Origin of the sequence: Streptomyces sp. NBC_00872 (assembly GCF_045161915.1) — a bacterium.
Lineage (GTDB): Bacteria > Actinomycetota > Actinomycetes > Streptomycetales > Streptomycetaceae > Streptomyces.
This window is the reverse complement of record NZ_CP108806.1, coordinates 7078935-7099437: the sequence shown is the minus strand read 5'-3', so window position 1 is coordinate 7099437 and position 20503 is coordinate 7078935. Positions and strand designations below refer to the sequence as shown.

Here is a 20503-nt window from a genome sequence, read left to right as displayed (position 1 = left end):
GATCACCCCCATGAAATCCCTGGAAATCACGGAGATGAGCGAACCAATCATTCCGGAACCGAGCCCCTTCCTCCCCGTACCGTTCGGTCAATCAAGACCGCTTTTCAGTCATCCACGACTCCGCGTGGGCGACGGCGTCCTTGATCGAGAACGACCTCGCGGTTGTTCCGCCGAGCTGTCCCTTCCGTTCCAGATCCCAGGGGAATGACGCCCCGATCGCCTCGAAATCACTGTCGTCGAGGTTCACGTCCTCATATTCCACCCACCGCGCGCTGTTGTCCGGCCCTTTCACCACACAGTGATAGGAGCGCAGAGGAGCGCCGATACGGTATTCGGCGAGATGGAATGCCGAACAGGCGGCGAAACCCACATTCACCATCAGCACACGCGCGTCCGCCGCGACGAGGGCGCCGAGCGGTGAGTCCTCCCCGAGATGGCTCTGGAGCGGATGGCCGGCCAGCAGTTCCTCCGCCCGCCGCCCGATCGCGGCGAAGGAGGTCTGCGGATGCGTGCTCCTGACGGCCCCGGGAGCGGTACGCACGGACTCCGCCAGCCGCCCCATCGCGGCGCAGGGTGTGGTCAGCGGGTCGAAGGCCGGCATCGTGGCCCGGAAGGCCGCCGCCTGCCTGCGGGTCATCCCCTGGATCCGGGCGAAGTGGGCCGCCGAGGTGTCGGAGTTCTCCTCGGTGAAGGCCGGCACGACCAGGGTGCCGTCGGGGCCCAGCGCCGTCAGCAGGGCCGTACGGAGGGTGTCGGCGTCCAGCCCGGTGTCGTGCAGGGAGGCGTGGACGAGCAGGGTCGTACCGTCCGTGACTCCCAGCGCGGCCAGTTCCCCGGCGAGTTCGCCGGCCGGTTCCCCGGCCTGCGCGTCGGTCGTCGTCGTCTCAGCCACGGTCGGCCTCTTCCCGGAGTGTGGTCAGCAGGCTCTTCCCGCTGACGGTGAGTTCGGCCGCGTCCTCCAGCGTGTCCAGCGCGCGGCGCGCCTGGTCCCGGTACCGGGGGTCGTACGCGGCGAGCCCCACCCGTTCGTACGCGCCCGCCAGCAGCGCCGACAGCGGGACCGGCTCCTCCTGCCAGGGGGCCGGCCTGTGCCACTCGCCGTCCAGCGTGTAGAGATCCGCGACCTCGGTCAGCGCCCGCAGCCTGGCCCCGCGCAGAGCGCGCAGCAGCACGGGCGCCAGTTCCCCGGCGCCGCCGTGTACGGGGACCCCCAGCGCGCCGTAGCCGCAGCCGTTGCCGTAGCCATGACCGCCGTCCGAGCGCCCGGCGGAGAGCAGCGGGGTCAGTGTGGAGAGCGTCGCCCCGGCCTCGGCGGTCTGCTCCGGCACCCGCTCCCCGAGCAGCCCCCAGGCCGCCGCCAGCCGGTCGCTCCAGTCGGCCGCCTCGTCGGGGCCGAGCCCGGGATGGACCGGGACGCCGAAGCGGTCGCGGTACGGGTCGAGATCGTCGAGCGCGAGATCGGGCGCCCCGTCCCGCCCGAGCCGGCGCACCGGGCGCCAGTACGGGGTGGCCTCGTCCGGGCGTACGACAAGCGGTTCCGCGGTGCCGGTCCGCACCACGAAGCCCTGCTCCGCCGCGCGCACCTCGGCCGCGCGCACCTCAGCCTCTCCGCGCTCGCCGGGACCGGCCGGCCACAGAGTGCCCAGGGTGGGCAGATGGAGCCCGCCGTCGCCGTCCCCGTAGCCGATCCGTACGGGCAGATCCAGGCCGCCCCGGACGACCGCGGCGGCCACATACGCCGGGAACCGGAGCGCGGTGGCGAGCGCGCCGGGCCGCTCCGCGCGCAGGGCGGCCACGGAATCGATCAGCCAGGCGCGGGTGTAGGGATGGGCGAGCACCTCGTCGAGGCCGTCGGAGTACCGCTCGACGGTGGCCGCCAGCTCCCAGGCCTCCTGCCAGATGTCACCGCCCCGGCCGGCGAGTTCGGCGTGCAGTCCGGCCAGCAGCGAGCGGGTCAGCTCCTGCTGGGCGACGAGCAGTTCACCGGTGTCGGCGACGGCGGGCGGGACGAGCGAGGCGGCCGTACGGGACTCGATCCCGCGGATCAGCGCCTCCAGATCGGCGCAGTAGACCGAGGTGTTGGCGAAGCCTCCCGGGTCCCCCGCGCCGGTGCCCGCGGCGGCCGGTCCCGAGCGGTAGCGGTGCGTGTAGAGACCGCCGCCGCAGGAGCGTACGACCGGGCATTGCCGGCAGGTCTCACCGACGCCCGCGAGCCCGAGCTGCCGGGTCCGTACCCCGGGGTGCGCGGCGACCTCGTCGAAGGAGTGCGCGAAGACGTCGAAGCCGGTGGCCGCGGCGCCGTCGTAGGCGCTCTTGAGGGAGTCGACCTGCTCCAGTGTGCCGTCGGTCTCCACGACCACCAGATCGGTGGGGGCGAGTCCCAGCGACTCGGTGAGGCTGGGACCGCCGCTCAGGGTGGAGAGCACCGACTCGAAGAGCCGTACGGGCATCGGCCGGCCCGCGGTGTCCCAGCGGTCGAAGACGGTGAGCAGCCAGTCGGCGTAGGCGGTGGCCGAACCGTCAGGACGCGGCGGCGGGTCGTCCCAGGTGGCGTGCGGCAGCAGGAAGTCGATCCGGGGCGGGTCGAGCGCGGCCAGCGCGTCGTACACCGCGACCGGGTCGTTGGCCACGTCGATGGTGCACAGCAGCCCGAGATCGAGCGGGCGGTAGCGCTCCTGCCGCAGCAGGCCGACGGCCCGCAGGACCTGCGGATGGCTGCTGCGGCCGTCCGCGAAGCGGCGGTGGCGGTCGTTGGCCGCCTTGTCGCCGTCCAGGGAGATACCCACCCGGACGCCGAACTCCAGGAAGAGATCGAGATAGCGGGGGCCGAGCTGGAGCCCGTTGGTGTGGATCCGCAGATCGAGTCCGGCCACTCCGTCGAGGGCCCTGGTCAGCTCCTCGCACACGCGTCGCAGCCGCTCCGGCCCCGCCAGCAGAGGCTCCCCTCCGTGCAGGATCACTGACACGGAGGGCAGGGCATGGGCCTTGGCATGCTCTGCCAGTCGCAGAGCCGTCCATGAGATCGCCTCGTCAGAGATCGCCTTGGGGCGGGTGCGCCAGCTCTGGTCGGCGTGTTCGTAGATATAGCAGTGGTCACACGCAAGATCACACCTGCTGTGGACCTTCAACACGATCTCGCGAAATGGGACCAGGGGTCCTGTCATTACGCCAGTCTAGAGGGCGGAATTGAAGCTCGAAACGCGCGCGGTGCGGTCGGTGGGCATGGGCAGTACACGTCCGAGCTTCTTGGCGACACCGGCGTCGCGTACGTCGATCTCCGCGAGGGGAGTCCTGTTCTTCTTCGCAGTGGCGAAGGTGACAGAGGTCTGATAGGTCACGACGGCCGTCCTTGGTGATGTTGTCCGAAGAGGAGACACCGCACCGTTGCAGTGTCAGCGGCTCGACTTTACTCTCATGAACTCGTGCGGCAACTCGGCACTCGCGGCCGAGACGAAAGCGTTGCGAGGAATTCACGAGGCGGATCGGAACACACCGTTCCGTCTATCGGGTGACAACAAAACAGCAGACGGGGGCGCGCATGGCCGAGTTACGCGGACCACTGCACAGCATGGTCTTCCGAAACGCTGATCTGCCGGTTCTCTTCCATCACGCGGACGCCATCGCCATCGCGCGCCAGCGCCAGGCCGTCCAGGCGACCCGCCTCCAGCTCCTGCTGCTCGTCCTGGGCGCGGCGCTGGCGGTGCTCCCCTGGGGCGGGAAGCTGGGGGGCTCGTTCCAACTCATCGGCGCACTCAGCGCGTTGGCGTACGCGGGAGTGCTTCTGTTCACCTTTCGCTCCGCGGGCCAGCGAGCAAAGTCGCATTGGCAACTCAACCGCTCCGCCGCGGAGTTCATCAAGTCGCTGTCATGGCGGTACGCCGTGCACGGAGCGCCCTTCGACTCCGGTGCCACCGACGCGGCGGGACTGTTCACCACCCGGATGGAGGCGGGGCTCAACGAGCTGAAGAAGGTCGGCTGGGAGGATCCGCGTGACGGTTCGGGCGGTGCCCGGAGTGTCACCGGAGTGGTGGGACCGGTCGGGGATCTGGTCACGGGGCCCATGCGGCTGCTGCGCGAGAAGCCGTTCAGTGTGCGCAAGGAGACCTATGTCAGGGACCGGCTGATCGAACAGCGCAACTGGTACCACCGCAGAACGGTGATCTCACGCCGTGCCACCACGCTCTGGTCGGTCACCATCGCCCTGCTGACCCTGCTGGCACTCGTCCTGGCCACACTGCGGACCTTCTCGGTCGCCGAATCACCGGCCGTACTGGGGCTGTTGTCGGCGTCGGCCGCCGCCTGTCTGGCGTGGAGCGAGGTACGGCGCCATCAGCCCCTCATCTCCGCGCACTCGCTGGTCGAGGAGGATCTGGCGGCGATGCATACGGCGATGGAGACGATGGTGACCGAGGAGCAGTGGGCGAACGCGGTGTACGAGACAGAGCGCATCGTCTCGCCGCAGCACACCGACTGGCTGGTGCGGCACCGGAGTTGAGCCGAGCGGCGGCGCACGGCCGGTGATGTCCGTTGTGACCGGCCGCTGTCGACGGCCGCTGCCGACGACCGCCGCACCCGGCCGTTGTGACCGCCGCTGTCCGCGCCTGTCCGCGGCTGTGCGCGGCTTTCTCAGGCGCGCTCGACGCCCTCGCACCAGATCACCGTCACGGGCTTTCCGCGCTCGCGGGCATAGCGCACGATGTCGCCCGTACCGCCCAGGCCGCGGGCCGGAAGGCCGTCCCAGACCGCCAGCAGACGGTCGCAGTGGTCCGCGATATAGGTCCCCGCCGCGTAGTAGGCCTCGTCGGTGGAGTGCGGAAAGGCCATCCGCACCTCCAGCGTGGCCCGGTCCTTGAGCCGCCGGTAGCCGGCGAGTTCCGCCGGGTCCTCGAAGCCGTCCTCGTAGTCACCGCTGGGGATGACGGCGGTGAGCCGGGCGCCGCGGTCCAGGGCGAGGACCGCGAAGAGCTGGTCCGCGCCCGCGGCCAGACTCGACAGTGCCTCCAACGAGCCCTGGTGGCCGTGGAGTACGGACTGGATGGCGGCCCTGATGTGCGCGTAGGCCTCGGCCGGGATGTTTCTGTGACCGGTCACTCCGATACGTTTCACTGCTCCACAGCCCCCGTCCACCCTGTGGCCGACCACCCTGACAGTCTCTCAGAACCGCGCAAGACCGAACCCCCGCCCGGTGGATCGGACGGGGGTTCGACGGTGGTGCGACGGTGGTGACCGACGGCGGGCGGGGGGCGTGCGGAGGGTCAGTAGACGCTGACGCCGTAAGCGCTGAGCGCCGGGATGATCGGCTGGAAGTACGAGGTGCCGGAGCCGCCGGCGCAGCTTCCGCTGCCGCCCGAGAGAATCCCGATGGCGAGGGTGCCCGAGTAGAGCGCGCCTCCGCTGTCGCCCGGCTGGGTGCAGATATTGGTACGGATCAGTCCGTTGACGACCTGGCCACTGCCGTAGTTGACCGTGTTGTTGAGGCTGATCACCACGCCGGAGCGGACCCCGGAGACGGCGCCGCGGAAGGTGACGGGCATTCCGACCGTGGCGTTGGTCACGCCGGTGATGTCGGCGGTGCCGACGGTACCGGGCACGGGGATCGAGGGATTGGTGTACCGCACGAGGCCGAAGTCACGGCTGGGGAAGGTGGTTCCGGTCGTGGCGCCGACGACCGTGGTTCCCGAGGGGTCCGCGTACCAGGTCGAGGAGCCGCTGGTGCAGTGTCCCGCCGTCAGGAAGTAGAACGCGCCGCCGCCGGTGACATTGAACCCGACCGAGCAGCGCGCGCCCCCGGTGTAGACGGCGTCACCGCCGGAGAGCTGGGGGGAGAGCCGGCCGGCCGTACGCTCGAAGCGCAGCGCCCCCGCGCGGGGACCGGCGGCCCGCTCGATCGCGGCGATCTCGGCGGCGGAGACGGTGCCGTCCGCGGTGACGACGACCGTGCCGGAGCCGCGGTCGGCGCGCCAGGCGGTGCCCGCCACCCCGGCGCCCTGGACCACGTCACCGAGGGCGGCGAGCCCGCTCCCGGCGGACACGCCCGTGGTCCCCGCGGCGGAACCGCCCGTGACGGCGTTGGCGGCGGGGACCGCGAGTGCCACGGCGGCGGCGAGTCCCGTGGCGACGGCGAGCAACCGGGTACGTCTGGTGGTGCCGGCGCGGCGGATGGTGCGCTTGATCCTCACTTGGCGTTCCTCCCGGGGGGAATCGAGGGCCCTCCGTGGGGGTACGGGCCCGTGAGGCGCGGCCGGGGGCGGCCATCCGTCCGGGACGGAACGCGCGCCCCCCGCCGGCGCTGCTCGGGAGTATCGAGTGACCCGACTCCCGGCACAAGGGCGGCTTTTGGCCGCGCCCCGGCAGCCGCGCCCCGGCGCCTCGCCCGGTCAGCCGGTGAGGGTGCGCTCGCCCGCCGGGACCGCGATCGGCAGGGTGTTGCCGGGCGGCGGGAACGGGCAGATGAAGTGGTCCGCGAAGGCGCACGGCGGCAGCAGCGCGCGATTGAAGTCGACGGTCACCGTCCCGTCCGCGGCCGGGGCGGCCGGGCGCAGAAAGCGGAAACGGAAGCTGTCCTTCCCACTGGTGGTGTCGGCGAAGACCGCCCAGAGCGAGCCGTCCGGCTCCACCGCGACCTGGAGGGTGTGTTCCGTACCGTCGACGGTGAAGGCGATCTCACCGCCCAGGCCGAGGCCCCGCTCCCGGCCGTCGGCGTTCTCGACCAGGACGGTCCGGCTCTCGTCGTACGGGCGGAACCGGCCCCGCAGCTCCCACTCCGTGTCGTACGCGGTGGCCTCGATCCCCCGGAACGCGCGCCGCGCGGCGGATCCCGGATCGACGTCGCGCACCGCCCAGAGTCCCTCGCGGCGCAGCACGACGAGCCTGCGCTCCCCGGCCGCGATCCGGGACGCCTCGAACGGACCGCTGTCGGCGGCCAGCCGGATCTCCCCGGTGAGCGGCCCGCCGTCGGCGGTGAGTCCGTCCCCGTCCGCCGCGGTCAGCACCACATGGTCATCGTCGGCGTCCTCGCGCCAGAGTCCGGGAACTCCCGGCAGCCGTCCCCCGGGATGATCGGCGAGCCAGTGGGTGCCGACGAGCGAGAGCGGTCCGTACGCCGCCGCGACCGTGGCGCTCCGGTGCTCGTGCCAACTCAGCCACTGTCCGGCGGCGTCGTCCTTCCTCCCGCTGTCCGCGTCCCCGTCCGCGCCCGTGGGCGCGCCCGTGGCCGTACCCGCCGCGGTGCTCGCGGCCGTGTTCGTCTCCGTCGTCATAGCGTTCAGCCTTTCTGTGCCGGATCGGGAAGTCCCAGATGAGAACGCAGGGTTTCGCCCTCGTACTCCGTGCGGAAGGCCCCGTGCTCCTGGAGGAGCGGTACGACGAGTTCCACGAAGTCGTCGAGACCGCCGGGCGTGAGATGCGGAATGAGGATGAACCCGTCCGCCGCGTCCGTCCGGACGAAGGTGTCGAGTGCCCCCGCGACGGTCTCCGGGGTCCCGATGAAGGACTGCCGCGCGGTGGTCTCGATGACGGTCTGGCGGATGGACAGGCCTTTGGCCTCCGACAGCGCACGCCACTTGGCCGCGACGGCGAGCGGGTCCGCGACCCCGACCCGGCCCTGGACCAGTCCCGAGTCCGGGTCCGGGTCGGTCCGGGGCAGCGGGCCGTCCGGGTCGTATGCCGAGAGGTCCCGTCCCCAGACCCGCTCCAGCGCGAGGATCGCGTTCTGCGGGGAGATCTGCTGTCTGCGGATCTCGGCGGCCCGCTCCTGCGCCTCCGCGTCGCTGTCCCCGAGGACGAAGGTGACCCCGGGCATGATCTTGAGATCGGCCGGCCTCCTGCCGTACTTCGCCAGCCTGGCCTTGATGTCGGTGTGGAAGGCGCGGCCCTCCTCCAGCGTGCCGTGGCGGCTGAAGACCACATCGGCGGCGGAGGCGGCGAACTCCCGGCCCTCGTCCGAGTCGCCCGCCTGGATCACCACGGGATGGCCCTGCGGGGAGCGCGGGACGGTGAACTCCCCCTCGATCTCGAACTGCGGTCCCGAGTGGGCGAAGGGCCGGGAGGTGCCGTACGGGGAGCCGGGCGCGGCGGGTGTCCAGGAGTCCCACAGCTCGCGGGCGGTCGCCACGAACTCGGCGGCCCTGGTGTAGCGGTCGGCGCGGTCGAGATAGCCGCCGCGCCGGAAGTTCTCCCCGGTGAAGGCGTCGGACGAGGTCACCACGTTCCAGGCGGCCCGTCCCGCGCTGAGATGGTCGAGGGTGGCGAGTCTGCGGGCCAGTTCGTACGGTTCGTTGAAGGTGGCGTTGACGGTGGCGGCCAGCCCGAGCCGGTCGGTGACGGCGGCCAGCGCGCTCAGCACGGTGAGGGACTCGGGACGGCCGACCACGTCCAGATCGTGGATCAGACCGTTGTGTTCGCGCAGCCGCAGCCCTTCGGCGAGGAAGAAGAAGTCGAACTTGCCGCGCTCAGCGGTACGGGCGAGCTTCTCGAAGGAGGAGAAGTCGATCTGGGACCCGGAGCGCGGGTCGGTCCAGACGGTGGTGCTGTTGACCCCCGGGAAGTGGGCGGCGAGATGGATCGGCTTCCGGTCGGCGGTCATCGGACTCCCCCGGCGGTCGTGTACCGGTTGGCCGGGCGGGCGAGGCCGAGATGTTCGCGGAGGGTGCCGCCCGGATGGAAGGTACGGAAGCGACTGCGGTGCTGGAGCAGCGCCACGGTGCCGTTGACCAGCCGTTCGAGATCCCGGCGCGGTTCGGCGGGCGTGAGGTGGAAGCCGTCCACGGCACCGGCGCCGTGCCACCCGGTGATGAGTTCGGCGAGGCCCCCGGGACCGCCCCGGTAGTGGGGTCGCGCCGCGCCGGCCGTGGTGCGCGGCCCGTTCGCCGGGCCCGGGTCCAACGGGCGTTCGCCGTCGCCGAGATGGACGGTGAGCGCGGCCAGCACCCGCAGGGCGTCCGGGTCACGGCCGTGGGCGGCGGCGCGCGTCCTGAGCCGTTCGCGCAGTGCCGCCGCCTCCTCGGGACGGCCGGCCCGCACCAGCACCACATCGGCGTGGCGCGCCGCGGTCTCCCCGCTGTGGCCCGCGGTCCCGTCGATCACGGTGACCGGGTGGCCCTGTGGCGGTCTCGGCACGGTGGACGGGCCGCGGACACTGAACCCGGTCCCCTCGAAGTCGGCGTAGTGCAGCTTGTCGCGGTCGATGAAGCGCCCTGTCGATATGTCACGTATCTCGGCGCCGTCCTCCCAGCTGTCCCAGAGCCGGGCGCTCACCTCGGCCACCTCACCGGCCTCGCGCCACAGGGCGGCGGCGGGGGCGGCCCGGCGGCGGCCGAAGAGCCGGGCCTGCGCCGGGGTGTCCGACACGTCGACGAGCCAGCCGGCCCGGCCCCGGCTGACCCAGTCCAGGGTCGCCAGGGCCGTGGAGACATGGAACGGCTCGGTGTGGGTGGTGGTGACGGTCGGCACCAGACCGACGCGCTCGGTGGTGGGGGCGACCCGGGAGAGTACGGCGAGCGCGTCGAGGCCGGGCCGGGCGAAGGAGTCCTGGAGGGTCACGAAGTCGAGGGCGCCGTGCTCCGCGAGCTGGGCGAGTTCGACGTACCACGCGGCGTCGAAGTGCGGCGGACCGCCGATCTCGGCGGCGAGATGCAGGGGTCGGGTGGCGGACATGACGGGCTCTACCTTTCGGCTTCGGACGGGCCGCTCCGGGCTCGTCCGGCGGTTGAGGACACGGCGTGCTGACCGTCCGGCGACACGGGGCCCGGACCCTCCGGCGGCACGGGGCCCGGACCCTCCGGCGGCGCGGGGCCCGGACCCTCCGGCGGCGCGGCGTGCGGCCGGTCGGTGGAGGACACGGGCCCGGCGCGGAAGGACAGTTCACCGAGGAGGGTGAGCGCGGCCCGCGCGGTCGCGTCGTTCTGCCGGAACGCCGGTCCGCCGGTACGGGGGCGGGTGAAGGCGCCGCTGGACCGGGCGGTGGTGTACGGGCCGAGCGCGAAGCGCCGGGGATGCGGACGCCCGTCGCGCTCCACGAGCCGTCCGTCGCCGGGGTCGACCCTGACCAGACCGGCGCCCGCGGTGACGGCGGCCCCCTCCTCGTACAGCGCGCGCAGCAGCGGGCTGCGGGTGCGCTCCGGCGAGGGGTCGGGGAGCCGGGCCTCGACCAGGGCGCGTGCCTCGACATACGCCCCGGGCACCCCGGCGCCGCGGGCCCGGAAGACGCCCTGCCGCTCATCGGCCTCGACCGTCATGTCCGGGCCGAGGAAGCGGACCACACCGGCCCGCGAGAGCGCGAGCAGCTGGCGCAGCCGGGGGCCGGGCGGGCCGGAGGCGAGATAGCTGAAGAAGCCGTGCCACCGGTCGTCCATGTCCCCGAGGTCGCCGAGCCGGATGAGCTGCCCGTAGACCGAGAGCAGCCCGTAGAAGACGGCCAGGTCCGCACTGTGGGACGGATCGTGCCGGCGGACGAGATCGGCGGTGATGTACGCGCGCAGCGCGGGCTGGAGGGCGTCGTACGAGGGGAAGCGCACCCCGTCCAGCGGCCGGTCGAGGGCGGCCAGATCGAGCCGGTCTGCGGGGTCGGGTACGGCGCCCGCGACCAGGGCATCCAGCTCCGGACTGCTGGGATCGGCCGCCGCGTACTTCTCCTCGAAGTCGGTCCAGCCGACGCGGGTGCGCTCGGGATGGGCGCTGAAGAGCCGGTGGTAGTGGGCGAATCCGAGTTCCTTGTCGATCAGCGGCCGCAGATCGCGTTCGTAGTCCGGCGGGCCCGGTCTGCTCAGCAGTTCGTCGATCTGCGCGGGTCCCAGGAAGCGGGGCAGCGGGGCCCGTTCACCGTCCAGCCCGTAGCCGATCTTGGAGTGGTACGGGACTCCGCGCCGCGACCCGACGTACAGGACCGGTTCCCGTCCCGAGGGGTGGTACACCAGCTCCCCGCCGCCCTCGCCGTCGTCGCTCCCATCGCCCCCGCTCCCTTCGTCGGCGCTCCCCGAGTACCGTCCGCCGCGTCCCTCGGTCAGGAGCACCATCAGATCGACGAAGGCGAGTCCGAAGCCCCGGACGAGTACGGGTTCACCGGCGGGCAGTTCGGAGAGATCGCTGTCGGCGGTGAAGTCGGGCGGCAGATGGATCAGCCGGTGGCGCCGCGCGAATTCCCGCAACTCCACTTGCCGCGCGTCGGGTTCACCGTCGAGATGGCCGAGGGTGAGCACGACGAGATCGGCGAGCAGCGGCTCGGCGCGGTCCTCCAGCCAGACACGCTGGCGTCCGCCGCGCGGACCGCTGACCCGCAGCGCGTGGGTGCGGTGCTGATGGAGTGTCACACCCGGTGGCAGGGCGGCCACGGTCTGTTCGTACACCCAGCTCAGATAGGCACTCTGCACCTGTCTGCTGGGGAAGGTCTGGCCGGTCAGCGCGGTTATCGCCGCCCGGAGTCCCGGCTCGGCCCGCTCGGCGTCGGCGGGCAGCGGTATCCGGCCCTCCCGCACCTCCCGGGCCCACTCGTGCAGCGCGGGCCCCGGTCGTACGGGCCCGTCCAGGACGACCGATTCGTCGGTGTACATCGTGACGTCCTCGGCCATGGAGTTCATCCACAGCAGCGGTGACTGGTCACGGCGCCAGATCCGCCCGGCGCCCGGCGGATACGGGTCCACGAGATGGATGTCCAGCGGCAGTCCGTCGTACAGGGACGGCGCGTTGGCGGCGAGCCGCTCCAGAAAGCCCGTGCCGCGCGGACCCGCCCCGATCACCACAAGGGAGGGAGTTACGGCCGGAGGACGGGCAGTACCCGACGACTCAGGTGACACAGGCATGCGAAGGCTCCGTGGATGCGGTGATCGAACACGGGATGTGCCTTCACAGACAGCGCGGGCGGACCGAGCCCCTCAGCGGGATCCACCACGACTCCGAGGCTAAGCGGTGTGTACGGCCCGTTGTCAAGCTCGTCCGGACTGTGAGCCTGCGGTCTCCCTCGGTTGACGTGGAAACGGATGCCTGTTCCACTTGGCCCATGAATCGGCAGCAGTGGCTGGTCACACGCTCCCACATCGACTTCGGTCGAGTGTGGTCCTCTTCCTGTTGAGCTGACACCCTGCACGGCCCCGCAGTCCCGGCGCTCACGCGCCGTTCCGCGTGCCTTCACACACAGAGCGTCACGCTCGACCCCCCTCGCCCCGCGTTTCACCCAGGTTCCCGTCACTCACCGTTCGGGACCCGTTCTCGACCGTCACCGTTCTCCGCCGGAATCGACCGTTCTCAGCAGTCACAACCGCAGCAGTCACAGCAGTTGCCGTCACAGTCGCAGTCGCGGCAGCAGCCCTCCCGCTTCTTGCGCGACCACGGACCCTCGTACTCCTTCGCACAGCACAGCTTGCAGGTGCAGCACAGTCCGACGAAGACCGCGCAGCCGGCCCAGAAGCCGCGTCTGCCGGGCCTCGGCGGCTCCGGCACGGGGCCCGGCATCCCGCCAGGGCCACCGGGCCCGCCCGGTATGCCCGGATGTCCGCCGCCGTAGGGATTGTTCGAGCCGTAGGGCCCGTACGCTCCGGCGCCCTGGCCCGCGTACGGGTTGCCCTGCGGGGGCGGACCGCCCGGACCGCCGTGGCTGTCGCGCCCCTCGTACGCGCCGTACGCGCCGTGCCCCTCGTGCGTGCTCCGCCCTTCGTGCCGGCCGTGATCCCCGTGGCCGCAGACCGTCGTACCGAAGGCGCGGTCGACGGATACGCGCAGTTCGTGCGCGAGCAGCACATGGGCCAGCCGGTCGTCGGTGAACTCCGCGTCCCGCAGGGCGAGCCTGATCCCGCGCACCGCGTCGTCGGCGAGCCGCCGGGCCTCCGCCAACGAGGTGCCGGTCGCGGTCAGCGGGTTCCAGGCACCCGACGCCTCGTCAGCTCCCTGGTCCTCCACGGCGTCCAGCAGATGCGCGAGCCGTCCGAAGAGCCGGCCGGCCTCGGCGAGCGGCGCGCTGTTGCCGGGCCTGCCGGCCAGTACGGCGGTGTGCGCGAAGGCGGCGGCCGTGGCCGTCTCGGTCGGTTCCGTGACGGTGAGCAGCGGGGTGCCAGGACCGGCCAGCGCCTCGATCTCCGGCTGCCGGTCGACCGCGTCGACCAGCACCGCCGTGTCAAAACCCAGCTCGGCGCCGGTCCGCGCGCCCGCCCGGTCCCAGCCGGTGGCGACCTTGCGCGCGGCGGCGGCCAGCGGCCTGCGCTTCAACAGCCCGTCCCGGTCGGCGACGTGGTCCCGTACCTTCGCCGAGGCCAGCACCAGGGAGACGGCGGCGGCCAGACGCGCGCCCTCGCCGCGCGCGACCGGCGCCGTCCGCATCCCGCGCAGCGGGCAGGGTCCCGCCGTCCGGCGCCGTCCGTCGGTGTGTTCGAGCTGAGCCTCCGTCAGGACCGAGACGATCAGCCCGTCGTAGTTGGTGACGATCCTGGAGAACTGACCGTGGTCCGAGCGAAGTGCCAGGCAGAGCCCGCAGAGATGGGCCATCCACTCGGTCTTGAGACCGTCGGTGAGACGGTGACCGCATGGCCTGACGATTCCGAACATGACTGACCCCCCGAAAAGTCACCCGATGGTGCGCGGGGCATCGTACCGGGCACTCCGTTCACCCGTACGTCCCCAGCATCACCCATCTGGCCGGAAGTTCATATTTTGCACCCCGTCAGGGCCCCTACGCTGGAAGAACCTTGACGAACCGCCACATCTTCTGCACCAGTACCGTCACGAATCGCCTGCGCGCCGACTATCCCCTTGGCGCTCAATCCGCATCATGGACGACCATAGGGGCAGGGAACGACATGTGACCGCGGTGAAAGGAGGCGTCCATGGGATCGGTGCGCAAGGCGAGCGCCTGGCTGGGCCTCGTTGAGGACAACGACGAGCGTTACTACGACGACGAGTACGCCGAGAGTGCGGAGAGCGGCGACACCTGGAAGACCGATCCGCGGGTGCGGGTCGTCTCCGAGACCGCCCAGGAGCGTGACCGCAGAATCGCCACCGTCTCCCCGGAGAGCTTCCGGGACGCCCGGAGCATCGGCGAGCTGTTCCGCTCCGGTGTCCCGGTCATCATGAACCTCACCGCCATGGAGGCCTCCGACGCCAAGCGCGTGGTGGACTTCGCCGCCGGGCTGATCTTCGGACTGCGCGGTTCGATCGACCGGGTCGCCACCCGGGTCTTCCTGCTGAGCCCGGCCGACACGGAGATCGTCACCGGCGACTCGGCCGGCCGCCCGCAGGACGGCTTCTTCAACCAGAGCTGAGCAGGGCGCTCATCGGTTCACCGAGGCGCGCGCCTCACCGGGTTCACCGGAAGGCGTCAAGACCGGTGAGCGCCTTGCCCAGGACCAGCTGATGCATCTCGACGGTGCCCTCGTAGGTGAGCACCGACTCCAGATTCGTCGCATGGCGCATCACGGGGTACTCCAGCGAGATCCCGTTGGCGCCGAGGATCGTCCGCGCGGTCCGGCAGATCTCGATCGCTTCCCGCACATTGTTGAGCTTGCCGAAGCTGATCTGCTCGGCGCGGAGCCGGCCCGTGTCCATACGCCGCCCGAGATGGTGGGCGAGCAGGATCCCCTTGTGCAGTTCGAGGGCCATGTCGGCCAGTTTGGCCTGAGTGAGCTGGAAGCCGCCGATCGGCCGTCCGAACTGCTCACGTGAGACGGCGTACCGCAGCGCCGACTCGAAGCTGGCGCGCGCGGCGCCCATCGAGCCCCAGACGATGCCGTACCGGGCGTGGCTCAGACAGCTCAGCGGGCCGCGCAGTCCGGTGACACCCGGGAGCACGGCGTCGGCGGGGAGCCGTACGTCGTCGAGGACCAGCTCACTGGTGACCGAGGCCCGCAGCGACCACTTGTGCCTGATCTCGGGGGCCGAGAAGCCCGGGGTGTCCGCGGGGACGAGAAACCCCCTGATACCGCCGCCGTCACCGCTCCCGCCGTCGCCGTCGTCGGTCCTCGCCCAGACGACGGCGACACCCGCCACCGAGCCATTGGTGATCCACATCTTGCGGCCGTTGAGCACCCAGTCGCCGCCGTCGCGCTTGGCGTACATCCGCATCCCGGCCGGGTCGGAGCCGTGGTCGGGCTCGGTGAGTCCGAAGCAGCCGATGATCTCGCCCGCCGCCATCCCGGGCAGCCACCGCTGCCTCTGCTCCTCGGAGCCGTAGCGGTGGATCGCGTACATGGCGAGCGAGCCCTGGACGGAGACGAGCGAGCGGATCCCGGAGTCGGCGGCCTCCAGTTCCAGACAGGCGAGCCCGTACTGGACGGCGGTGGCGCCCGCGCAGCCGTAGCCCGTCAGGGACATACCGAGCGCGCCGAGTCCGCCCAGCTCCCTGGCCAGCTCCCGGATCCCGGGCAGCTCGCCGCGCTCGTACCACTCGGCGATCCCCGGCAGCACCCGGTCCGCGGCCCAGGCGCGCACGGTGTCGCGGATCGCCAGATCCTCCGGGCCGAGCAGATCGTCGATACCGAGGGGATCGCCGGGGTCGAAGGGCGGGAGCTTCGCGGCGGACGGTGCGGACATGGAAGGACCTCCGGCGGCTCATGGAACGCGGACGGCCACAAACTAGCAGCGCTAGTGTGCCGCCGCCCTCGGCCCTGTCCGGCGGACCCGGCCAGGACCCGGCACCGACCAGGCTCGTCCCCCGGCGAGGGGACAGGGCCTAACCGCGTCCGCGGCCCGCCGGGAGAGGAGCCCCGGTGGCGGCGCGGGGATCGGCACGCGGATCGGCCCGTGGGTCGGCGCGCGGGTCGGCACGCGGGTCCGTCCGTGGGTCCGAGGAGGCGCGGGGCTCCGGTGTGCCGCTCGGGCGGGACCCGCGCTGCTCCGGTGGCTTACGGAGCTGCGGCGCCCGCGTCCTCGGCTGTCCCGGCTGCTGCCGCCGGGACTCCGGAACCCCCTCGGCGGCGGGCGCCGGGCACTCCATGGTCCTCGGCAGCCGCAGCGCGGCCAGCGCGCCGAGCAGCAGCAGTCCCGCGCTGACCAGCAGCGTGATGTGCAGCCCGTGCACGAACGACTGGCGGGCGGCGGTCCGCAGGGTGGCCCCGGCGGGCCCGCCGAGCCGGGCCGCCACCTGATACGCCTCACCGAGCGAGTCGGCCGCGGCGGAGCCCGCGCCGGCGGGGACGCCCCTGACCGAGGAGACCGCGGGCGCGTACGCCGCGTTCATCACACTGCCGAGCAGCGCGATCCCCATGCCCGCGCCGAGCTGGTACGACGTCTCGCCTATGGCCGCCGCCCCGCCCGCCTGATCGGCGGGAGCCTCGCTCAGCATCGACTCGTACGCGCCGAAGAGCGTGGTCTGGAGTCCGAAGCCCAGCAGGACGAAGCCCGCGGTGAGCAGACCTGGCCGGTCGTGCTGGCCCATCAGGACCAGCAGCAGCACGGCGACCGCGGTGAGGACGAAGCCCCAGGACACCATCCGGCGCGGCCCGAGCCGGCGCAGGGTGGCCGATCCCGTGATGCCCGCGGCCATGGCGGCGAAGGTGAGCGGCAGCAGTCGCAGCCCGGTCTCCAGCGGGCTGAGCCCCAGCACGAGCTGGAGGTACTGGACCGCGATCAGCTCCAGACCGACCAGGGCCAGCATGGCGAGGACGATGCAGCCGACGGAGGTGGAGAACGTGGGCCTGGCGAACATCCGCATGTCGATCAGCGGATGCTCGCGGCGGCGCTGTCTGCGGACGAAGAGGATCAGCAGGGCCGCGCCCGCACAGAGCGGGCCGAGCGTCGCGAGGCTCAGCGGCCCCTCTCCGGCGCCGAGGCGCTTCACCCCGAACACCACCCCGAGCACCCCGGCCGCGGCCATCAGCGCGCCCAGTACGTCCCAGGGACCGTCGCCGCAGCCCTTCGACTCGGGCAGCAGCACACGGCCCAGCGGCAGCAGGACCGCCAGCAGCGGGAGATTGATCAGGAAGACCGAGCCCCACCAGAAGTGTTCGACGAGAAAACCGCCGAGGACCGGGCCGACGGCGGCCCCGACGGCCGCGACGGCGGTCCAGACACCGATGGCGACGGCCCGTTCCCTCCGGTCGGGGAAGACGGCGCGCAGGATGGAGAGCGTCGCGGGCATGATCATCGCGCCGCCGACACCGAGCAGGGCCCGTGCCCCGATCAGCACCATGGGCGAGCCGGCGAAGGCCGCGACGGCCGAGGCCGCCCCGAAGAGTCCGTAGCCGATCAGCAGGACGCGTCTGCGCCCGATGCGGTCGCCGAGCGTGCCGAACAGGATCAGCAGCGAGGCGCAGACCAGCGGATACGCGTCCACGATCCAGAGCAGCTCGACACCGCTGGGCCTGAGGTCCCCGGTGACGGCGGGCACGGCGACATGCAGGACCGTCGCGTCGAGCGCCACCAGCAGCAGGCTGACACAGAGGACGAACAGGACAACCCAGCGGTTGGCACCGGCAGCCGCGCGCAGCCGCGCTCCGGCCGTGGTGGTCCCGGACATCTGAGTACCTCCCAATGCGTCCCTCGCGCTCGGTGGGCCGACGGGGACATTGGTCCCGCGAGGCGGCCCGGCATCGACGGGCGAGTGAGCCGACAGCGTACGCGAGTGAACGCGAGTGACGCGTGGTGGATCACTCACCGCCCCGACCAGGCAGTGTGGCGTACGCCACGCCGCACCGGCCAGGACCGCGGGCCCCGGGCGTGCGCGAGCGGCAGGGAAATTCTGTGCGACGCCACGGTGAACTATTTCTGTTCTGCAGAAAGACAGTTCCCGGAAGGGTGTGTCGGTGAATAGGGCCGAAGGTCACTTGGATTTTTCGGAACCACCCCGAATAAACGGTCCTTCGAGGCGTACTCCACATCACATCGTCATCACGAAGGGACGTGATGGACCGGTTCACTCACTCACTCGCTGTAACGTCCATTGTGTGCGTACCGACATCTTTGCCCGCCTGGACCGGGAGCCGGAGCCGCCGAAGATAGAGATCCCGCGGATGAGCCGCACCCGCACGGCTCTCTTCGGCGGGACATTGGCGTTCTATCTCGCCATCGTCGTCGCCGTGCTCGTCACCTCCTCACTGGTGACCCTCGACTGGAAAGTCATGCTGTTCCGGCCCTATCAGCAATGGCCGGATCTGCATGCCTTCCTCGACTACTTCGTGGTGCTCGGCCAGCGCGGCCCCACCGCCGTGATGATCGCGGCCTGGTTGGGCTGGCGCTCCTGGCGCCAGCACACGGTCCGCCCCCTGCTGGCGCTCGGCACCGCCCTGCTGCTGCTCAATGTGACCGTCGGCGCGGTCAAGCTCGGGCTCGGCCGGCTCGGCCCCCACTACGCGACCCAAATCGGCTCGGCCGAGCTGTTCGCGGGCGGCGATATATTTCCTTCGGGACACACCGCCAACGCCGTCGTGACCTGGGGAATCCTGGCCTATCTGGCCACCACGCCACGGGCCAGACGCTATCTGTCGGTCCTGTCGGCCGTGGTGGCGCTGGGCGTCGGCGCGACCACCGTCTACCTCGGTACGCACTGGCTGAGCGATGTGCTGCTCGGCTGGGCCGCCGGTCTGCTGATCCTGCTGGGACTGCCCTGGTTCGAGCCGCTGATCGGCCGTGCGGAACCGGCCATTCTCTCGGTGCGCGACCGCTGGCTGGACAGCCGTCGCCGGCTCCCGGCCGCCCCGGTCGCGGCCGGCGGCCCGAGACCCGCCCCGGTCCCGCAGGGCGCCTCCCCTCAGGGCGACGAACCCCCACGCGAGTCCATCGGAGCAGGTCACAGTCGCGCCGTGAACGCACGGAGCACCACGCAGCTCACCCAGTCCCGGCCGTACGCGGTGCGCTCCGAGCGCACCCCGACGGCTCCGGCGGGCAGCCGCCGCCCGCCGAACTCCCGACCGGTCACGGGCGGCTGAGAGCGGGCCGGGGACGGTACGCACAGCCCTCCCTCCGGCCCCTCCCGCCTCCCCGGCGCAGACGAAGGCCCCGGCCACCAGGCCGGGGCCTTCGTACGTTCACGGGGCTTCCGCGCGCGGGCCCCGCGCGGGGCAGCGGGCCGGGGCGGGGAGCCGGGGCAGGGGCAGGGCTGGGACGGGTGGCTCAGCCGAGCCAGCAGCGGATGACCCTGCCGTCGTCGACCTCGAAGTTGAGGCGGCCGGCCACGAACTCCATCGTGACGATCGAGCCCGGCGGCAGGCTTCTGACCGTTGTCCAGCCGCGCCTGCGGGCCCGCCTCTCGGCGCTCTCGGCGTCAAGTCCGACATAGGACTCGGGCGCGTCGTCGGGCTGTCGGTGCTGACTCGGTATCGGTGCCATAACACTCACCGTAGGCGCCGCCGGGCGGTGAAGGAAGCCGGGCGGATACCGGCACAGGGCGCTTCCCGTCTCTCAGCGGTCACGCTTGTGTCACAGGATCACGCGATCGGCCGAACGCCAACAACTTCACTCTTACGGGCAGTTCGCGGTCCGCCTCGAAGTAATTCCATGAGCCCGAAGATCACATGAATTGCGCCTTCTCGAATTCGCCACGCCGGACGGCGCACGGGGCCTCCGGACGGAATTGACGGGGTGTGGAGAATTCACGATTTCCCCGCACAATCCACCGGGCGGCCACATGTTCCCCCGGGCACGCCCGAGGGGTGCCGGCCGTCACGGCGTGGCGGCGGACATGCTCGCGGGGTCCAGCCGTACGCAGAAGTCGTTGTCACCGGTGTAGCCGGGGGCGGCCAGCCAGCCGTCGGAGCCGTGCCCCGGGTAGACGCACGCCGTCCGCTTGTCCCAGATGTCGTCGAGGATGCGGGAGATCCGTATCCCGGTGGCGTTCCGCGCGGGCACCAGCCACAGATCCCACCACTGGCGCTCGACGACCGGCCGCGCGGCCAGCGGACCGTAGGGCAGGGTGAAGGCGAACGATCCGCCGCGGCCGGTCACGGCGACCCGATGGCTGCGGCCGGTGCCGCGCAGCCGCGCCTCGGCCTCGGCGCCCTCACCCAGCTCGGCGCCGTACAGCATGCCCTCGACGGTCGTCGCGTCCGGTTCGCTGCGGACCGTCCCGGCCTCGGCGTGCGGAGCGCGGACCCAGGACCGTACGGCGAGCCGGCCGTCCGCGGTGGGGTACGGGATCCTGGCGGCGACCCCGCCCGCCCCGGGGACCCGGTCGACGAGGGCGCGTACATCGCGGACCCCGGGCCGTACGGGCTGCTCGCCGGGAGCGCCCGTGAAGACGTCCCAGTGGCCCTCGGCCAGCTCGACCGTGCTCGGCAGCACGGCGCGCGGCCGGGACTTCCCCGCCCCGGTCAGGGGCAGCCGTACCTCCGCGGCGTCGGCGGGGGTGGCGGTATCGGTGCCGGTGCCGGTGGCGTCACGCCCGTCCCGCCGGCGCAGTACGAGCACCGCGCCGGGACGGGCGGCACCGGTGACGTCGAAGGTGATACCGCCCGCGGAGTCCGCGATGCAGTCGGCGGTGCACCCGGCGGGTGACGCCCGCCGTCGGTTGGATCTCATCCGGTCCTGCCCTTTCCGATCACATACGGCGGTCCGTGCCGCACACGGTGCGCGCGCCGTGAGGAGCCCCTGC

Annotated in this window: 17 protein-coding genes; 3 read left to right on the top strand and 14 right to left on the bottom strand. The window is 71.8% G+C overall.

The window, feature by feature from the left end; translation table 11 throughout:
• Positions 1-91: 91 nt before the first annotated feature.
• Genes OG214_RS30350 through OG214_RS30340 form a run of 3 tightly spaced genes read right to left on the bottom strand, consistent with a single transcriptional unit; the run spans position 92 to position 3338 of the window.
• Positions 92-892, bottom strand: coding sequence for an AAC(3) family N-acetyltransferase (locus OG214_RS30350; protein WP_363079328.1), 801 nt, complete (start codon positions 890-892; stop codon positions 92-94).
• Positions 885-3164 carry a radical SAM/SPASM protein FxsBH, inactivated beta-hydroxylase extension form gene (fxsBH, locus tag OG214_RS30345; protein ID WP_405986527.1) on the bottom strand — a complete coding sequence of 760 codons (2280 nt, stop codon included), beginning with the start codon at positions 3162-3164 and terminating at the stop codon, positions 885-887. The genes OG214_RS30350 and fxsBH overlap by 8 nt, the downstream gene beginning before the upstream one ends.
• Before the next feature lie 9 nt (positions 3165-3173).
• Positions 3174-3338 (bottom strand): FXSXX-COOH protein, encoded by a 165-nt coding sequence (locus OG214_RS30340; protein ID WP_106409647.1) that lies wholly within the window; start codon positions 3336-3338, stop codon positions 3174-3176.
• Between the two features lie 230 nt (positions 3339-3568).
• Between OG214_RS30340 and OG214_RS30335 the strand changes: the two genes are divergently transcribed.
• Positions 3569-4495, top strand: a complete 927-nt coding sequence (locus OG214_RS30335; protein WP_405987660.1) for a DUF4231 domain-containing protein — start codon at positions 3569-3571, stop codon at positions 4493-4495.
• 131 nt (positions 4496-4626) lie between these two features.
• Here OG214_RS30335 and OG214_RS30330 read toward each other — a convergent pair whose 3' ends face one another.
• From OG214_RS30330 to OG214_RS30300, 7 genes are all read right to left on the bottom strand, one after another.
• A complete protein-coding gene (locus OG214_RS30330; RefSeq protein ID WP_363079331.1) occupies positions 4627-5106 on the bottom strand; it encodes a hypothetical protein in 480 nt (159 codons plus the stop codon).
• Positions 5107-5255: 149 nt separating this feature from the next.
• A complete protein-coding gene (locus OG214_RS30325; RefSeq protein ID WP_405986526.1) occupies positions 5256-6179 on the bottom strand; it encodes a S1 family peptidase in 924 nt (307 codons plus the stop codon).
• Positions 6180-6377: 198 nt separating this feature from the next.
• Positions 6378-7259: a DUF1684 domain-containing protein gene (locus OG214_RS30320; protein ID WP_405986525.1), complete on the bottom strand. Its 882-nt coding sequence runs from the start codon at positions 7257-7259 to the stop codon at positions 6378-6380.
• Positions 7260-7264: 5 nt separating this feature from the next.
• Positions 7265-8584: an NtaA/DmoA family FMN-dependent monooxygenase gene (locus tag OG214_RS30315; RefSeq protein ID WP_405986524.1), complete on the bottom strand. Its 1320-nt coding sequence runs from the start codon at positions 8582-8584 to the stop codon at positions 7265-7267.
• Positions 8581-9654, bottom strand: a complete 1074-nt coding sequence (locus tag OG214_RS30310; protein ID WP_405986523.1) for an LLM class flavin-dependent oxidoreductase — start codon at positions 9652-9654, stop codon at positions 8581-8583. Before OG214_RS30310 ends, OG214_RS30315 begins: the two co-directional genes overlap by 4 nt.
• 8 nt (positions 9655-9662) lie before the next feature.
• Positions 9663-11795 (bottom strand): FAD/NAD(P)-binding protein, encoded by a 2133-nt coding sequence (locus OG214_RS30305; RefSeq protein WP_405986522.1) that lies wholly within the window; start codon positions 11793-11795, stop codon positions 9663-9665.
• Between the two features lie 442 nt (positions 11796-12237).
• The gene (locus tag OG214_RS30300) at positions 12238-13530 is read right to left on the bottom strand and encodes a DUF5685 family protein (protein WP_363079337.1); all 1293 of its coding nucleotides are present in this window, start codon (positions 13528-13530) and stop codon (positions 12238-12240) included.
• Positions 13531-13808: 278 nt separating this feature from the next.
• On the opposite strand from OG214_RS30300, the gene OG214_RS30295 reads away from it, so the two are divergent.
• Complete coding sequence (locus OG214_RS30295) at positions 13809-14243, top strand: cell division protein SepF (protein ID WP_363079338.1); 435 nt, start codon at positions 13809-13811, stop codon at positions 14241-14243.
• A 43-nt stretch (positions 14244-14286) separates the two neighbouring features.
• Here the strand turns inward: OG214_RS30295 and OG214_RS30290 are convergent, their stop codons facing one another.
• Positions 14287-15510 (bottom strand): acyl-CoA dehydrogenase family protein, encoded by a 1224-nt coding sequence (locus OG214_RS30290; RefSeq protein ID WP_405986521.1) that lies wholly within the window; start codon positions 15508-15510, stop codon positions 14287-14289.
• Between the two features lie 139 nt (positions 15511-15649).
• Complete coding sequence (locus OG214_RS30285) at positions 15650-17434, bottom strand: MFS transporter (protein ID WP_405986520.1); 1785 nt, start codon at positions 17432-17434, stop codon at positions 15650-15652.
• A 427-nt stretch (positions 17435-17861) separates the two neighbouring features.
• On the opposite strand from OG214_RS30285, the gene OG214_RS30280 reads away from it, so the two are divergent.
• Positions 17862-18842, top strand: a complete 981-nt coding sequence (locus tag OG214_RS30280) for a phosphatase PAP2 family protein (RefSeq protein ID WP_363079343.1) — start codon at positions 17862-17864, stop codon at positions 18840-18842.
• A 184-nt stretch (positions 18843-19026) separates the two neighbouring features.
• Here the strand turns inward: OG214_RS30280 and OG214_RS30275 are convergent, their stop codons facing one another.
• Positions 19027-19242, bottom strand: coding sequence for an I78 family peptidase inhibitor (locus OG214_RS30275; protein ID WP_405986519.1), 216 nt, complete (start codon positions 19240-19242; stop codon positions 19027-19029).
• Between the two features lie 333 nt (positions 19243-19575).
• Positions 19576-20430: a hypothetical protein gene (locus tag OG214_RS30270; protein ID WP_405986518.1), complete on the bottom strand. Its 855-nt coding sequence runs from the start codon at positions 20428-20430 to the stop codon at positions 19576-19578.
• Positions 20431-20503 lie beyond the last annotated feature (73 nt).

Excerpts from the sequence above, each read along its gene's own strand:
- OG214_RS30290 (WP_405986521.1), bottom strand. The coding sequence starts at position 15,510 with ATGTCCGCACCGTCCGCCGCGAAGCTCCCGCCCTTCGACCCCGGCGAT.
- OG214_RS30315 (WP_405986524.1), bottom strand. The coding sequence starts at position 8,584 with ATGACCGCCGACCGGAAGCCGATCCATCTCGCCGCCCACTTCCCGGGG.
- OG214_RS30310 (WP_405986523.1), bottom strand. The coding sequence starts at position 9,654 with ATGTCCGCCACCCGACCCCTGCATCTCGCCGCCGAGATCGGCGGTCCG.
- OG214_RS30305 (WP_405986522.1), bottom strand. The coding sequence starts at position 11,795 with ATGCCTGTGTCACCTGAGTCGTCGGGTACTGCCCGTCCTCCGGCCGTA.
- OG214_RS30270 (WP_405986518.1), bottom strand. The coding sequence starts at position 20,430 with ATGAGATCCAACCGACGGCGGGCGTCACCCGCCGGGTGCACCGCCGAC.
- OG214_RS30285 (WP_405986520.1), bottom strand. The coding sequence starts at position 17,434 with ATGTCCGGGACCACCACGGCCGGAGCGCGGCTGCGCGCGGCTGCCGGT.
- OG214_RS30295 (WP_363079338.1), top strand. The coding sequence starts at position 13,809 with ATGGGATCGGTGCGCAAGGCGAGCGCCTGGCTGGGCCTCGTTGAGGAC.
- fxsBH (WP_405986527.1), bottom strand. The coding sequence starts at position 3,164 with ATGACAGGACCCCTGGTCCCATTTCGCGAGATCGTGTTGAAGGTCCAC.
- OG214_RS30300 (WP_363079337.1), bottom strand. The coding sequence starts at position 13,530 with ATGTTCGGAATCGTCAGGCCATGCGGTCACCGTCTCACCGACGGTCTC.
- OG214_RS30335 (WP_405987660.1), top strand. The coding sequence starts at position 3,569 with ATGGTCTTCCGAAACGCTGATCTGCCGGTTCTCTTCCATCACGCGGAC.
- OG214_RS30320 (WP_405986525.1), bottom strand. The coding sequence starts at position 7,259 with ATGACGACGGAGACGAACACGGCCGCGAGCACCGCGGCGGGTACGGCC.
- OG214_RS30275 (WP_405986519.1), bottom strand. The coding sequence starts at position 19,242 with ATGGCACCGATACCGAGTCAGCACCGACAGCCCGACGACGCGCCCGAG.